At 47.5% G+C, this 14,423-nt stretch carries 12 protein-coding genes; 6 read left to right on the top strand and 6 right to left on the bottom strand.

The features are described 5' to 3' along the window. Positions 1–24 precede the first annotated feature (24 nt). The 5 genes from KJS52_RS08700 to KJS52_RS08680 are packed head-to-tail and all read left to right on the top strand — an operon-like array spanning position 25 to position 5,350. Entirely contained in the window at positions 25–906 is an 882-nt protein-coding gene (locus tag KJS52_RS08700; protein ID WP_213514339.1) for a carbohydrate ABC transporter permease, read from the top strand. Beyond that, positions 890–1,807, top strand: coding sequence for a ComEC/Rec2 family competence protein (locus tag KJS52_RS08695; protein ID WP_213514338.1), 918 nt, complete (start codon positions 890–892; stop codon positions 1,805–1,807). The genes KJS52_RS08700 and KJS52_RS08695 overlap by 17 nt, the downstream gene beginning before the upstream one ends. Next, on the top strand, positions 1,804–2,601 hold the full coding sequence (locus KJS52_RS08690; protein WP_213514337.1) for an inositol monophosphatase family protein: 798 nt from the start codon (positions 1,804–1,806) through the stop codon (positions 2,599–2,601). The genes KJS52_RS08695 and KJS52_RS08690 overlap by 4 nt, the downstream gene beginning before the upstream one ends. 19 nt (positions 2,602–2,620) lie before the next feature. Continuing rightward, positions 2,621–3,340: a GntR family transcriptional regulator gene (locus KJS52_RS08685; protein WP_213514336.1), complete on the top strand. Its 720-nt coding sequence runs from the start codon at positions 2,621–2,623 to the stop codon at positions 3,338–3,340. Positions 3,341–3,367: 27 nt separating this feature from the next. Further along, positions 3,368–5,350, top strand: coding sequence for a PI-PLC domain-containing protein (locus KJS52_RS08680; RefSeq protein ID WP_213514335.1), 1,983 nt, complete (start codon positions 3,368–3,370; stop codon positions 5,348–5,350). 266 nt (positions 5,351–5,616) lie between these two features. Here the strand turns inward: KJS52_RS08680 and KJS52_RS08675 are convergent, their stop codons facing one another. The 6 genes from KJS52_RS08675 to KJS52_RS08650 all read right to left on the bottom strand — a co-directional run bounded on the left by KJS52_RS08675 (position 5,617) and on the right by KJS52_RS08650 (position 12,992). Then, on the bottom strand, positions 5,617–6,216 hold the full coding sequence (locus tag KJS52_RS08675) for a TetR/AcrR family transcriptional regulator (protein WP_213514334.1): 600 nt from the start codon (positions 6,214–6,216) through the stop codon (positions 5,617–5,619). Between the two features lie 20 nt (positions 6,217–6,236). Beyond that, complete coding sequence (locus KJS52_RS08670) at positions 6,237–6,773, bottom strand: hypothetical protein (protein ID WP_213514333.1); 537 nt, start codon at positions 6,771–6,773, stop codon at positions 6,237–6,239. Positions 6,774–6,962: 189 nt separating this feature from the next. Next, positions 6,963–7,709 carry a class I SAM-dependent methyltransferase gene (locus KJS52_RS08665; protein ID WP_213514332.1) on the bottom strand — a complete coding sequence of 249 codons (747 nt, stop codon included), beginning with the start codon at positions 7,707–7,709 and terminating at the stop codon, positions 6,963–6,965. Between the two features lie 214 nt (positions 7,710–7,923). Continuing rightward, positions 7,924–9,279, bottom strand: a complete 1,356-nt coding sequence (locus KJS52_RS08660) for a catalase (RefSeq protein WP_213514331.1) — start codon at positions 9,277–9,279, stop codon at positions 7,924–7,926. Positions 9,280–9,468: 189 nt separating this feature from the next. Beyond that, positions 9,469–11,520, bottom strand: coding sequence for a hypothetical protein (locus tag KJS52_RS08655; protein WP_213514330.1), 2,052 nt, complete (start codon positions 11,518–11,520; stop codon positions 9,469–9,471). Between the two features lie 17 nt (positions 11,521–11,537). After that, positions 11,538–12,992, bottom strand: a complete 1,455-nt coding sequence (locus KJS52_RS08650; RefSeq protein ID WP_213514329.1) for an MFS transporter — start codon at positions 12,990–12,992, stop codon at positions 11,538–11,540. 117 nt (positions 12,993–13,109) lie between these two features. On the opposite strand from KJS52_RS08650, the gene KJS52_RS08645 reads away from it, so the two are divergent. Continuing rightward, positions 13,110–14,357: a helix-turn-helix domain-containing protein gene (locus KJS52_RS08645; RefSeq protein WP_213514328.1), complete on the top strand. Its 1,248-nt coding sequence runs from the start codon at positions 13,110–13,112 to the stop codon at positions 14,355–14,357. Positions 14,358–14,423 lie beyond the last annotated feature (66 nt).

Raw genomic sequence — 14,423 nt, 5'->3', positions numbered from 1 at the left:
AAAATATGAAGGAGTGGACTGAGCTTGCAAAGTAAACGGCGATTTCAATGGGCAATGCTGACTCCTGTCATTTTGCTGCTGATCGGCCTAACCGTTTTTCCTGTTGTTTATACGATTTCGAACAGCTTTACCGATTATTATTACTTGGCTAGTGACGGCAAAAAATTTATTGGTCTGGACAACTATGTCAAAGTGGTGCAGGACGAGGTGTTCCGCCAGGCTGTCTGGAATACGGTCAAATTTATGCTGCTGGCTGTTTCGCTTGAAACAGCCCTCGGGCTAGCAATTGCTGTATTGATTGACAGCCTTAAAAAAGGCGCGAAATTTTTACGGGTGTCTCTGCTTATTCCGTCGCTTCTGCCGCCGGTTACGGTGGCGCTAATTTGGCAGATGATGCTCAGCAATCATAACGGCATTATTAATCATATGCTCGCCTGGTTCGGCGCAGGTCCGTTCAACTTTTTGATGGATATTCATATTGCCTTTAACGCCATTTTGTTTATCGATATTTGGCAGTGGACGCCGTTTGCATTTTTGCTGCTTTATGCAGGGCTGCAGGCGGTTCCCCGCTCGCAATATGAAGCGGCCAAAGTTGACGGAGCAGGCAAGCTGCGCATATTTACGCATATTACATTGCCGAATATTATGCCGACGCTGCTATTAGTCATTTTACTGCGCACGATCGACACCTTCAGGCTGTTTGACAAGGTCAACATTTTGACTGGCGGCGGGCCTGCCAATTCTACAACGACGATTACCCAATATATTTACAGGCATGGCGTATACAATTTGCAAATCGGATACGGAGCAGCAGCCTCGATCATTATGGTGGCGCTCGTGCTCGTATTCTCGGTCATTTATATTAAACGTTCACTTGGAGGAAACGAGCATGAAATGCGTCGTTGATTTTTTGAATGTAGGCTTTGGCGAAGCGACAGTAGTTCGGATGGTCGATGCTGAGCGCAGCTTTTGCCTTGTTGTTGACGGCGGCGATGTTGACCCGCTGACCAATCCGCGCAGATGCAGTCTTGAGCAATATATGAAGGAGCAAGCCATTGAACGGATTGATGTGCTTATCATTACCCATTTTCATAGAGATCATATTGGCGGCTTGCTGGCGGTTATCGGCAAGGTGACTATCGGACAAATATGGCTGCACGTGATGCTGCCAGCGCATATTTTGCAGAGCGGTCTGGATAATGATTCGACGCCGCTGCTGGCCTCGTTGACGCTTTACAAGGAGCTGCTGAACCAAGCCAAGCGGCTGGCAATTCCTATAAAGCTGGTAAAGGAGCCGCATTGCTTCTACGAGCAGGGCATATCCTTCAAGCTGCTAATGCCGAACAGCGAAAGGCTGCAAATGCTGGAGGATGAGCTGAACAAGCTCGATATAGAAAGGCTCGATCAGCAGCAGGAACGACTAAACGATATCGACCGCTTGCTTAACGAGACCGCTTTAGCGCTGCTGATTCGCAGCGCAGGCAAGTCGGCGGTGCTGCTCACTTCGGACGTCGGACTGGATTTTTGGCAGCCGTACATGAGCGAGATCGGTCAGGTTCATGTCGTGCAAGCGCCGCATCATGGCGATGCCCGCCATATTTCGCAGCAATGGCTGGGGCAGCTGTCGCCGCAAATCGTTATCGTAAGCGCAGATGATGAAGGCACCTATCAGCTTCCGCAGCAGCAGTTCGAAGATATGGTCCGTGCGCATTCGCAAGCGGAGGTTTATTATACGGAGGCTGCAACGACCACCCACAGCATAATCCGAATCGATGTAAATGAATGGAGATTGGAACTGGTTGAATGAGAAATAGTGAAGGCTTAAATCTAAACGACGTAATGAATGAAATTGAGAAATGGGTGGAGCTGACAGCAGCGTACCAGCGGGAAGCGCTCCAGCATCAGCAGCTGCAGGTGCAGACGAAAGCGTATGATACGGACTTCGTTACCGATGTTGATTTGAAATCCGAGGAAATATTGATCAAGTGTATCCATGAAACCTATCCTGAGCACAGCATTTTAACTGAGGAACGAGGCATGCTCGATCGCCAGAGCGATTATTTATGGGTGATTGATCCGATCGACGGCACGACCAACTTTATTCACGGCTTTCCGATGAGCTCGATCTCGATCGCATTGCAGGTTAAAGGGGTCACGCAAGCAGGGATGGTCTATTCGCCGTGGCTCGCCATGAAGTTTTATGCGACTAAAGGCAAAGGCGCATATTTGAACGGCAAGCGGATAACTGTATCGCAGACGAGCGAGCTGAGGATTAGCTTGCTGGCTACAGGCTTTCCCGGCGCAGGCAGCAGGGAGCATATTAATCTCGTATATTTCAGCCATATGATCAGCAAGGTTTCAGGCATTCGCCGCACTGGCAGCGCCGCGCTTGATTTATGCTTTGTAGCCGCCTCGTATTTTGACGGGTATTGGGAGTTCGATCTCAATGACTGGGACATTTGCGCGGGCGCATTAATTGCCGAAGAAGCGGGCGGCAGGCTGCTGCAGACGCAGGTGGGGCAGCATTCGCTTACGATTTGCTGCAACGGACAAATGCTGGAGACGCTGCAGCGTAGCTTGCTCGAGTCGCAGGAAATATAGAGGAATTGGGGTCAAGCGATTGATTACTTATCAGAATATTAAGCTGGAAATTGAAAAGATGATCGACAACAGACTGTGGAAGGTAGGGCAAAAGCTGCCTTCCGAATATGAGCTGGCCAAATACTTTAATGTTAGCCGCGAAACACTGCGGGCAGCAATCAAGCTGCTGGAGCAGGAAGGCAAGCTGCTGGTCAAGCATGGCGTAGGCACATTTGTCATTAAGCCGCTTCCGATGATTCCGAGTCGTCTCGAGTTTTTGCAAAGCATTGGCACGATGATTAAGCTGGCTGGACTCAATGAAGAGGAAAATAAAGAAATGATCGGGGAGGTGATGTGCACGAAGGAATGGGCTGCAGCGCTCAATATTGCCGAGGGCTCACCCGTTGTGAAGCTGGAACGAATCCGTTATGCAGATGGAGAAGCAGTCGCTTATTCCATCAATATTATGCCTAAGGAATTGGTGGGAGACGCATTTGAGCGCGTTGATTTTTCCGGTTCGCTGTTCGGGTTCCTCGAAAACAAATGCAAGCTTCATATCGCAAGAGCTGATACTGAGCTGCTCGTTCCGCTAAAAAAGGACAAGTATGTCGCACGATTGCAAATTGATAAAGAAGAAGAGACCCCGGTTATTTTAATGAAGCAGCTTCATTATGATGAGCAGAACAAGGAAGTGCTGTATTCGTTTGACTATTTGAGAAACGATGTGTTTAATTTTTGGGTTCGCAGAGAGCGTAAATAACAGCCTTTAATATGAGGAGTGGTGATGGTGAGCAAGCAGTATTCATGGACAGTAAAGTGGTTGTCGGTACTATTAAGTGCGGTTGTGCTGTTGTCCTTCAGCCCGACTACTGCAACAGCAAGCGTTGGATTGACGAATGCGAATCAATACAAAGCTTTTCATGATACGTACAATGAAAGTGATCCAGACCAAAAATTTCGTGATGCGCTGAGCTTGAAGTTTTACAATGTAGAGCTTGATATTATGGTCGATACGAATCATACGACCTATTCAGGCTCGCAATACCCGGACTATTTGCAGGGCAAGGTAAGGCTGTATGTGAAGCATGATGCAGCTGCTTGGCCGAATACGAGAGATCTCTATAAATATTTTGAGGATGTGGCCGCTCAGATTGACAGCAATGACGGCAGCGTTCACGGCGACGGAAAAAGCATCATCATCAACCTTGATATGAAAACGGCAAACAGTCCCAACTATGCGGCAGTGTCCAGCTCCTTGCAGGCGCTTTTTGAGCATTACGGCCAGCAGATGAGCTACGGCTACATAGGGGACTCCGACAGCTTTAACGAAGGCGCGATTACAGTAGTCCTTTCTGGAGCTGAAGAGATGAAGACGGCTTACTTTAATTATGTTTCCGGCTCTACAGGCAAGCTGCTTGCCTTCAAGGATGAAGTATATAGCATTACTGATAGCCGGTACGGCAATGTAGCCGACTATTTTCCGCAGGAAGCTGATATTTACCACCGTTTTTATGCAGTGCATTGGAAGCATATCGAAAGCGGCTTTGATCTGTTGATGCCGGGGAACTGGTCTCAGGAGGAAGAGCAGCGCTTGCAGGACATGATTACGCTGGCCACGCAAAAAGGCTACACGCTTCGTTTTTACAGCTTGAACGGCAATGAAGGCGCTTGGCACTATAAGTTTCCGAATGGAGACGGAGAAGCAGCGCAGCGATGGACGCAATTTGCTTATGTGAACCACAAGCTGGGCACGCAACATTTTGTATCTACGGATTCTTATTTTGCAATGACGGACATTTATGATCGCTTTGTCGTGCCGCTGCGCGATTACAATCATCGTGTGGAGAAGCAGGGCGGTTCGCAAAATGGCGTCGACGCTTCCGTTTCGATTACAGATGATAAAAGAATAGTAGAGGTGCATAAAGCCGAAGGTCCGTTCAACCATAATTTGTGGTACTCTGTGGGCAGCATTCAAGATAACGGCTACATCCAATGGACGACAAATGAGCGAATTAATCCGGGCGGCAGCAACAAAAACGGCGTGCAGCCGAACAGCGACGTCGCCAACATAAACGGCCAATATGTAGTCGTGCAAGTGAATAAAACAGATGGCACAGGCTCAGGCTTATGGGCAAATATCGGCAGACTGGAGTCAAACTCCACGATTACGTGGATGACGAACGAAAGAATTTCGTTCAATGGTCAGCATACGGAAGGCACATGGCCTCATATCGCGATCGACGGCGACAACATTTTGCTCGTTTATTTGAATGGCGGAGCATTGCATTATCAGACAGGGCGGATCAATGCAACGAATTATACGATCGAATGGAGCAGCAAAGGAACGGTCAATAACCAAAGCGGCGAGCGTCCGGATGTTGCGCTGCAGGACGGCAAAATCATCGTCGTATACCGCAGCAACAGCAAACTAAGCTATACAACCGGAACGCTGAATGCGAATGGGCAAGTTGCCTGGCATACGAGCGGAAATATGCAGGGGCAGGATGGCAAGGACCCTACCGTAGCCTTTGTAGGCAGCAACAAGGTGATCGAGCTGCACACCAGTGAGAACACAGGCTTGATATGGTACAACATTGGCGAGCTGCAATGGCCGAATATTGCATGGGAGAACAACTACGTATGGGACTCCGGCACATCGTCGACGCCAAGTGTTGACTATAACGCAGCGCACAATATTTTAATAGATATTCATAAAGCAGCTGCGAATGACGCGCTATGGTACAACTCTGGCAAAATCAACTTGCAATAAAGTAGGGATAGCAGCTTGTACTAAGCTGTAGCGGGGCGATCTGGCAAGTCGCTTGAAGGGCTGCTGAGAAGGTTTTAAAGAATCTGGATAACGCTAAATGATCAAAACGGTGTCTATGGAAATCTAACGAATATCCATAACGCTAAGTGTGGAGAACTGCCTCCATCTTATTGAAAATCAGCGAATAAGATGATACATATTCGTTAGAATTGAGAAAGGCCCCATTTGTCATAGATAGCGTTATCCAGTTTCCTTAGCTGACTGGTTTAATCGCTCGCCAAGCCTGCCATATGCTGCGTTAGAAGCGAACTCATTTCCTGCACTGTTATCGTTTCTGGGTTGACCATGCGGTGAAGCGTCAGAGCATCGAGCAGCATATGCAGCTTTTGCGCTTCCATGTTCAGCTCCAGCTCTTGCTTGATAAGCCCGAGCTTGCTTAACTGCTGCAGCATAGCAAGCAATGTTTCGTAAATCGACTGATAGGTTTGCTTGCTTATTTCATGAAGCGTTGGATCATGCAGCGCTTTAACGGTTAAAGCAAGCCATACTTCGGCCTCCAGCTCCTGCTCCTCATTGACCGGCACAAAATTCAACAGCACGTCGATTGCACTGGACAGTGTAATCTCAATAATCTGTTCGTTTAATACAGCAAATCGCTGCTCGACACGCTCCACCACCAGCTTCATCGTGAACTCCAGCAGCTGCGGCTGAGTTTTAAAATAATGCTGCAGCGTGCCTGACGAAATGCGAGCTTCTTTGGCGATTTTTCTGACCGATGCATTTTCTACTCCTTCTCTTTGTATAACGCGCCAGGCGGCTTCCCCAATCATTTGCTTTTGCGCTGCATAATCAACAATCTTTGGCATCGTGGCTCACCCCTTTAGCTTTAGCGACTTTTTTTCCGCGGCCATAACGTAAAGCTGAAGCTGTAAATGAAGTCAATCACTAAAATAATTCCCCATATTCGAATCAATTGCATTAAGCTGGCGGTTTTATCTGGATTATCTACCAAAAGCACCATTCCGTAAAGCACCAAGGCAGAAATAACCCACGCCAGCAAATGAGAAAACCAGCCCTTCCGTTCATGGCTTGCATGCTCTGCGCCATATTTTGGCGGCTTGGTTGGTGCAGGACCGTTAGCATAGCGATGCGCAAAGCGTTGATCCGCCCAGCGTATCATTTTGTGGCCAAATGCTAAAGATACACCTATATAAATCGCCGCTAAACCGTGAGCCCAGTTAGCCTCAGCTCCGTTTCTCAAATCAATGACAGTTAAAATAATTAAAATTAAATCAACGACTGGTGTCAATAAAAGCAGAAGACTGCCAAGCTTTTTTTGTCTCAACACATAGCGCGTCACAAGCCCTAGCAGCACTAAAACCCAAAATCCAATTTCACACGCAATAATGAAGGCGACAATCATAAATGTTCTCCTCTCGAAATGTAATCCGAAATATAATTTAATACAATCGTATTATATAATACGATTGTATTAAATAGCAAGCCTGTTTCTATATGTCTATTACTGAGAGGCATAAAAAAGAGGAAGCATCTATAACTCCAGATGCTTCCCCACATAAACTAACCTTACGATATGTCAAGCACGCACTCGCTAGCTTGCAATTAGTATAAAGCGTGCTGCATTTGTTTGAATGCCTTTATCAGTTGTATTTTCTGCGATAAACTGCTGCAGGATTTGAAAATCCCGCTCATCTTGCCCGAAATTCGGGATGATTGGTGTATGCTTTAATAGAAAGATTAAATCCTCAGCAGTTTCGTAATACTCGTTGACATTGAAGGGCATCGATTGAACCTTGGAAAATCCCGCTGCCTTTAATTCAGTAATATACCTTTGCATCAACGTCCCAGGCTGCTCGTCAAATGCCTGTCCTCTGCCAAATGCTTGCTTCAAATTAAGCTTGTCATTTTCATTAACCTGTTGCGTAAGGAACACCCCGCCTTTAATGAGGATTCTTGCTGCTTCATCAGCATGAAACGGCGAGTGTCGGCAGGAGACAATATTGAAAAAAGCATCAGGGAAATTCAAGCGTTCTGCGTCCATTTGTAGAAAGCGCGTATTAGCTGCACCTGCAGCCCTGCTATTACGCAGCGCAGCTTCAATCATGCTGCTGGATTGATCAATGCCAACGAGCAGCAGCACCGACTTTGCAAGAGAAAGCACAGCTTCTCCGCCACCAGTACCGATGTCGAGCAGCAGATCGCCAGACTTGCATATATTGGCTACCTCATTATAAAGCTCCAGTCCTTCTCCTTCGATTTTACATTTCACGCTGCTGAAGTCCCAGCCATTATGTTTCCCTACTCGATCATAAAATTGCTTGTAATCCATCGAACTCATTACATTTCAACCTTTCGCCTAACAAATTTAACGTGACATGCCTTAATGCACAGACTAATCCCTTGTTGGCTGGTACGCGTTTTTTTCCAGCCCGAGCTCTAGCTATCTCGTCCAGTAAGGAATATCATCCATGTCACCTCATTCGAAAGATTGCATCTATTATAGCATTACAGTGTTCCGCTTGTCGTTGCCTTTTAAATCATTATTGCTGCGGTTAGCCAGCTGACAGCTTTGCAAGATGCTGTGCGACCTTTGTGCCAAGCTCTGCAGAAGCCTGAGTTAAATATCCAAGCACAATTGCTTGGGTTTGCTGTGCTGCGGCTGCCAAGTCAATCGCAATATTTTCAGCCAGATGCGTTTTTTCGATAGCGGGCAAGCTGGCATAATATTGCCCAGCTTGAGTGAAATTGTCGGTCTTGGGAATGCTGGAACGCACCAGCTCGCCCTCGACAATTCTGCCGCTGCCACTCGTTACAAGGTTGGCGGGTGACCAATGCTGCTGCTGATTAACTGGAATGCTTCGAAAATCAGGTCCGAGCCTGTGGCGCTGAGAATCCCAATAAATATTGGCTCGCCCCTGCAGCATTTTATCGTCGGACAGCTCCACGCCGTCTAATAGATTAGAAGGAGAGAAGGCTATTTTTTCAACCTGATCCTTAAAGTTCGCCGGATTTTTATTCAGTACGAGACGCCCCACAGGCTGCAAGGGATACTGCTGCTCATCCCAGGTTTTCGTATCATCCAATGGATCGAAAGGCAAATTAAGCTCATCCTGAGGATTCATAAGCTGTACATACAGTCCGTACTCTACCGGCTGTCCCGAGGCAATTGTATCATAAAGGTCCTTGCCTGCAATATCCGGATTTTCGCCCATTAGCCTTGCTGCTTCATGGCGGTCAATATATTGCACGCCCGCCAACGGAAGCCAGTGGTATTTGACATAGGTGCGGGCGCCTTGAGCATTGCGCCAAATGTATGTATTAACGCTGTGGCCCTGTATATGCCGCAAGCTTCTCACGGTGCCATAGTCCGAGTAAAGCCAAACGAGGAAATGCGTAGCCTCCGGCGCGCTGGTGATAAAGCTCCAAAATCGCTCAGGATCAAGCAGGTTGTTGATAGGGGAAGGCAAAAATGCTCGAATCGCTTCAGGAAAGCGAATGGCATCGCGCACAAGAAATACGGGAATATGATTGCATACAAGATCAAAAATGCCCTGCTCCGTATAAAACTTCGTAGCGAAGCCGCGCACATTGCGCGACGTATCAGGCGTGCCCTGATTGCTGACAGCCAGTGAAAATCGAACGGCTACAGGTACCTGCTGTCCAGGGGATTGTACGAAGTGCAGCTTGGTGTAGGCAGCCATTGAATGCAGCGTTTCGAAGTAGCCGAAAGCGCCATAGCCCTTCACATGCACTGGACGCTCGGGAATTTTGTCGTGGATAAAGGTTTGCAGGGTTTCATGCAGCACGCTGTCCTGCTCCAATACAGGCCCTCTAGCTCCTACAGTTTGGGAATGGGCTAGGGTTGGCTGCTCCTCATCTTGTCGAAGTCGCGGATCATGTTGCGTCATGCTTCAACCTCCTTTATAGATCGTTCTTTTCAAACGTACATATTTCAGCAGTACACTATTGTCTATGCTGCCATTTGCGGCAAATATGACTTGGATGCAGTTAAATTTAACAGTAGTTGCAGATTAAAAGCTGCCAAACGTACGCAAGGACCTGTTATGCAACAGGTCCTTGAACAAATGCAGGCTCAATTATTTTACTACAACTCGCACACGTGCCAGATTGAGCACTTGAGTATAGATGTTGGAGCGGTCGCCAGCGCGGCTTGACGCGGCACGCAGCACAGGGAAGTAAGTGCCAGGCTTTGCAAAGGAGTAGCTGGCTTCGACAATCGCTTTCGAGCCATTCTCGTTGACATGAACGATGTTTCCTTCAATCGCGAAGCTTGCATCCCCTGTAAAATCCCACTGTGCCGCTACGATTTGGCCAGTGTGCGGCGGCGCTTCAATTTCTGCTTGGAAAAACACGGTTTCATTAATGGTGACCTCAGCCTTATCTCCTCCGTTTGCCTTCAACTCAATAACCGGTTGAATGCCTTTGCGTTCGGCAGCTGCGGAAGGAACGACAACCTGGCCGTCTACCACGTTGTAGCTGGTGCTCGTTGGTGGGTCTATCCCTTTTTCGACCCAGGCGCTTAGATCAAGCAAGGCTTGATGCAGCGCAGGGACGTAGCTTACTGTATGCAGCTCAACAAGCGGATCATTGGAGCTCGTATCCGCATGCAGCGCGTGATCGACATACCACAGCCTAAATTGCTCATCAAGCTTGTCTCCCCAATGCTCCTTTACCTTTGTGCGATACCAGTCCGCCTGCCAAGGGAAGGCACTTTCATCCATTAGCGTTTGTAAGACTATCATTTTTCCTTGAAATTTTCCGCTTTGGATCGAACCAGCCCCGCCGCGCGCAATGATCGGGCCAACCAGGAACGGCCGTTGTGGATATAGCGGCTCACCGGCTGCATCGCGAAATTGATCCCAAACGTAATAATCTTTACTCGGTACCTGATGTCTGTGATAGGTTTGCAGTGCAAGGTAATCCGAGTTATCCAGCACAACCTCGTCTCCTGGCTTAATCGCAGCCAAGCTTTGCAGCGAAGCAAAAAATCCAAATGCCGAGCCTAGTGTAGCCACATTGCCTTTCATGCTGCCCAAAGGAATTTTCAGCCCTGCGGCAGCACCGCTTACAATGCGAATATAGCTGCCCTCCAAATACGCATTTTCTGGCGGAGACTTTTCCAATTGAAAGGAAGGGATGGCGTCCTCACTTTCCGTTAACATCTTCCAAGCTTCATCGACGCCCATATTCATAGCGCCGTCGGAAGTAGTAGCTTCTTGCTTCTGCGGCAAAAACACCTTCTCGATCACCGTTTTATGCTGAAGCCGCGCTAGTGAAGCCGAGCTTTGCGGATCGGCGCCCAAATAGCCGGAAACCGTCCAGAAATCCTCGAAATAGCCAGGATCAGCCTGCATCACGCCTGGCGTCAGCACCGTTAGCGCGCCGTCGCCAATTTCCTTATAAGCAAACCATGCCTTTGGCGGGAATCCCATTTTCGTTACTTCCTCCAGCGCCTGTCTTTCTTCCTCATTCAAGCCGGCATACATATCGCCGCTGCCGCCGGGCTCGATGGCATCAATAATCGCCGGAAGCTTATTCTTAAGAATACGCATCGCATGAACACGGGCTGTAAACACATTTGGAATTGCCATCGGCGTCCCGATAACAAAAGGCACCGCGCCATCCCATACGCCTGTCGTATTTTCCATGAAGCTGATTGTCTTGAAACCGCCGCCGCTTCCGCCATAAATGTAGCCGTACGGGCGATGCGGACCATACAGCTCCACAGCCTTAACACGGGAATATTCCGCTACAGCAGCGCTTGCCCGGTAAACAAGCGTCGGATCAGTGGAAGCACCGCCCATATTCGTTTCAACCATATAGGCGCCGCTGGAAATCGCAAAACCAATTTTGTTGTCAACGCCCTCGACTTGACTTTGCGAAGCATGTTCGCTGCCTTGCACCGGATAAACAGGCTGGAAAAAACGGCCTGTATACGTCTCCTTAGGCGGGAAATAGAACGAGAATCTCGTTGCAGTATCAGCAAATCCGCCATGCATATAACGGTGGCGTACGGGAAAGTCTCTCCACTCATCAATGTCGATGTACGGCTGCTGAAATTGCGCATCCTCCGATGGAGCATATAAAGGCTGTACAGCTTGCTGCTTATTCGATTGTTGATTTGACATCTTGATCATCCTCCTAATTATTTCTTCTCACTTGTGTTCTTTTCTTCCTGATTGCTGCTGTCTAGCTCGGCATTGGCAGCATTCCTTCTTTCGATCAACTCATTGGAAATAGCGCGCTGCTTCTCCTCCGTAAGATCAAACCATGCGATGCATATAGCAAATGCGCCTAAAATACCAGGCAGCACCCCGAAGATAACTCTAAACCCGAACAGTGTTGTACTGCTTTGCTCCACGTCCGGCACATAACCGATCAAATTTAGCGCACCGGCTGCAATCGCTCCTGAGATAGCAGTTGCGAACGTTTGGATAAAGCCATTGAAGGAGCTCATAAATGCATTTAGATTCAGCCCGCTTTTCCATTCGGTATAATCAATGACGGCCGGCATTAACGCGCCTTGGGCGGAGCTGCCGAAGCCGCCAAATAAACTGCCGATAACGGATATTGCAATATGAATAGCCAGACCTGTATTGTTGGCTGGAATGAAAAGCATAACCGGACATAATGCCAGGTTAACAATTACGCCTGCGAGCACGGTATTTTTCAGGCCAAAGCGTCGAATAACCCGTTGACTGAATGCAACGCCGATCAAGGTCGGGATTAGAACAACAATCCCCATAATCGACATTAACGCTTCGTTATGGAAGAAATATTTGTAGAAATGAATTTGCACACCAGAACGAAGCCCGGAGGAAATCGCGCTTGCAAACATATAAATGTATAAGATGATCGCATATTTGTTCGTAAAGGTTGCGGAAAGCATCTGGGTAAAGGACGGCGACTTTTCATCCTTGCGCTTGGCTACTATATATTTTTCCTTGATGGTGTAAGATTGATAGAGTGAGATCATAATCGTGGCAACAGCTGCTACCAGCATTAAAACAGAAAAGCCTTTTGCATCATTTCCTCCGCCAAGCGCTTTATATAGAGGTACGATCCCGACTTGAACAACAAGGGCTCCTAGCATAATGAAGAGAAAGCTGAACTGTCCAATTGTAATGCGGTCCTCGATTCTTTTCGTAACCGTAGGCACGACCGCATTGCCTGGAATTGTAATAATGGAAGCAAATGTGCTGTAAAGAAAATAGGTCACGACCGCATAGATCAGTTTTCCAGTCTCATTCAAGTCTGGTACGGTAAAGGTTAGCCATCCACTAATCGCAAACGGAATACCCAAGATGACGAACCATGGCGTATACTTGCCCCATGGCGTTTTCATTTTGTCAACCAAGGCGCCGAAAACGGGAGCAAACAAAGCATCAAAAACACGCACCACCAAAAATAAGCTGGCAACAAATGCAGGGTTAATTTTCATATAATCCGTATAGAAAAATAACAGGTACATCTGAATCATTTGATAATGAAACGTATTCGGGGTATTGCCGATTACAAGTGCCAGCTTTTCGCTTGCTTTAAGTCGTGGATATTCATTGTTGCTATTGGAAGCTGGCTGAACCTCACCATTAGCTGCCATAAACTACACCTCCATAAAAAGAAATTAAAAGCGCTTTCAAAGGATTATGGCATAAATTTTTTAGTGATTATGGTATGATATATAGAAAAATTGTACGGAATCAAGAGGTGAGACTTAATGATCGCAATGAGCGATTATCCTGAGCTGAGCTATTTATGCAAGCTGATTCATGAAAGCTTGCAGCTTCCTGTGTTTTGCCAATATACAGAGAGCTTGCAGGAGGAGCTGTACTGGAGCAAAGGGATCGCAAAGCATCCTTTTCTTGCTGATCCGGTAGAGCTTTTTCGCTCCGTTGTGGAGCATAAAACGGAGCTAAACGGTCCTATTGTTCACCTGACGAACTATATGGAGCAGTTTGCTGTCGTGCCAGTCAAGCGCAATGGACGATGCCTTGCAGTAATCGTAATTGGTCCAACGATCCGAAAACGAGCAGCTGACTACTCCTTGAGCGAGCTGTTTAATGAACAAGGCATGACGATCGAGGAGCAGGCGCAATGGAACGTCTATTTGCGCAATTTGCAAAGCGTAGATCAAATGCAGTGCCTGCATATTTGCGTATCGGCAAACTGGATGGTCAATCAGGAGGCACTCGATATTACAGATGTTATTCAAATGAATTTGCAGTACGAAATGAGTAAAAAGAAAAAGCAGCTGGAGCTTGAGCTGGCTGACTGGCGAGAATACTCGATATTCCAGGAAGGCATAGCGACGAGCAGTCAATTGCTGGACTTTATCCGCCAAGGGAATAAAGCCGAGCTGATGAAGCAGCTTATTCAGTTTATAAGCAATGTTAGTGAAATCGGTGTCCAATCCAGTCGAAGCCAGCTGCGCAGCGTTAAAAATCTGGCAATTTGCGGGATCACCTTAAGCAGCCGCGCTGCCACCGAAGGCGGAGTCGATGAAGAACTGACCGCCAAGCTATGCGATCTGCATATTAGGCATGTCGAGGAGCTGAATGATTTGGCACTGGTTGAAGCTGCCGTCGTAGGAGCAATTCTCGATTTTACAGAGCGCGTTAGTCAAATTCGCGCTAACGGCGTATCCAAGGCAGTGCAGCTGAGTAAGGAGTTCATTTATTTACATCTGTTTGAAGAAATAAGCATGCAGCAGCTTGCAGCGGTATCAGGCTTGAATCCGCACTATCTATCACAGCTATTTAAGAAAGAGACGGGCCTTACCTTAATAAACTACATTCAACGCGAGCGTGTAGAAGAAGCAAAAAAGCTGCTCGATCATTCCAATGATACGATTTCGGCCATTGGCGCAAGGCTTGCCTTCTATGACCAGGCGCATTTTATTAAAGTATTCAAGAAGCATGCGGGTATAACGCCCAAGCAATATCGCAATCGCAATCGGGCAATGTGACTAAAAAGCATAGTTTCATTACCCTGCAAAAACAGCAACATAACTGTCGGATTGCTTGCACAGTTT

The organism is Paenibacillus montaniterrae (genome assembly GCF_018403185.1).
Classification (GTDB): Bacteria; Bacillota; Bacilli; order Paenibacillales; family Paenibacillaceae; genus Pristimantibacillus; species Pristimantibacillus montaniterrae.
The sequence above is the reverse complement of the archived record's forward strand: the minus strand, read 5'-3'. Positions and strand labels throughout refer to the sequence as shown.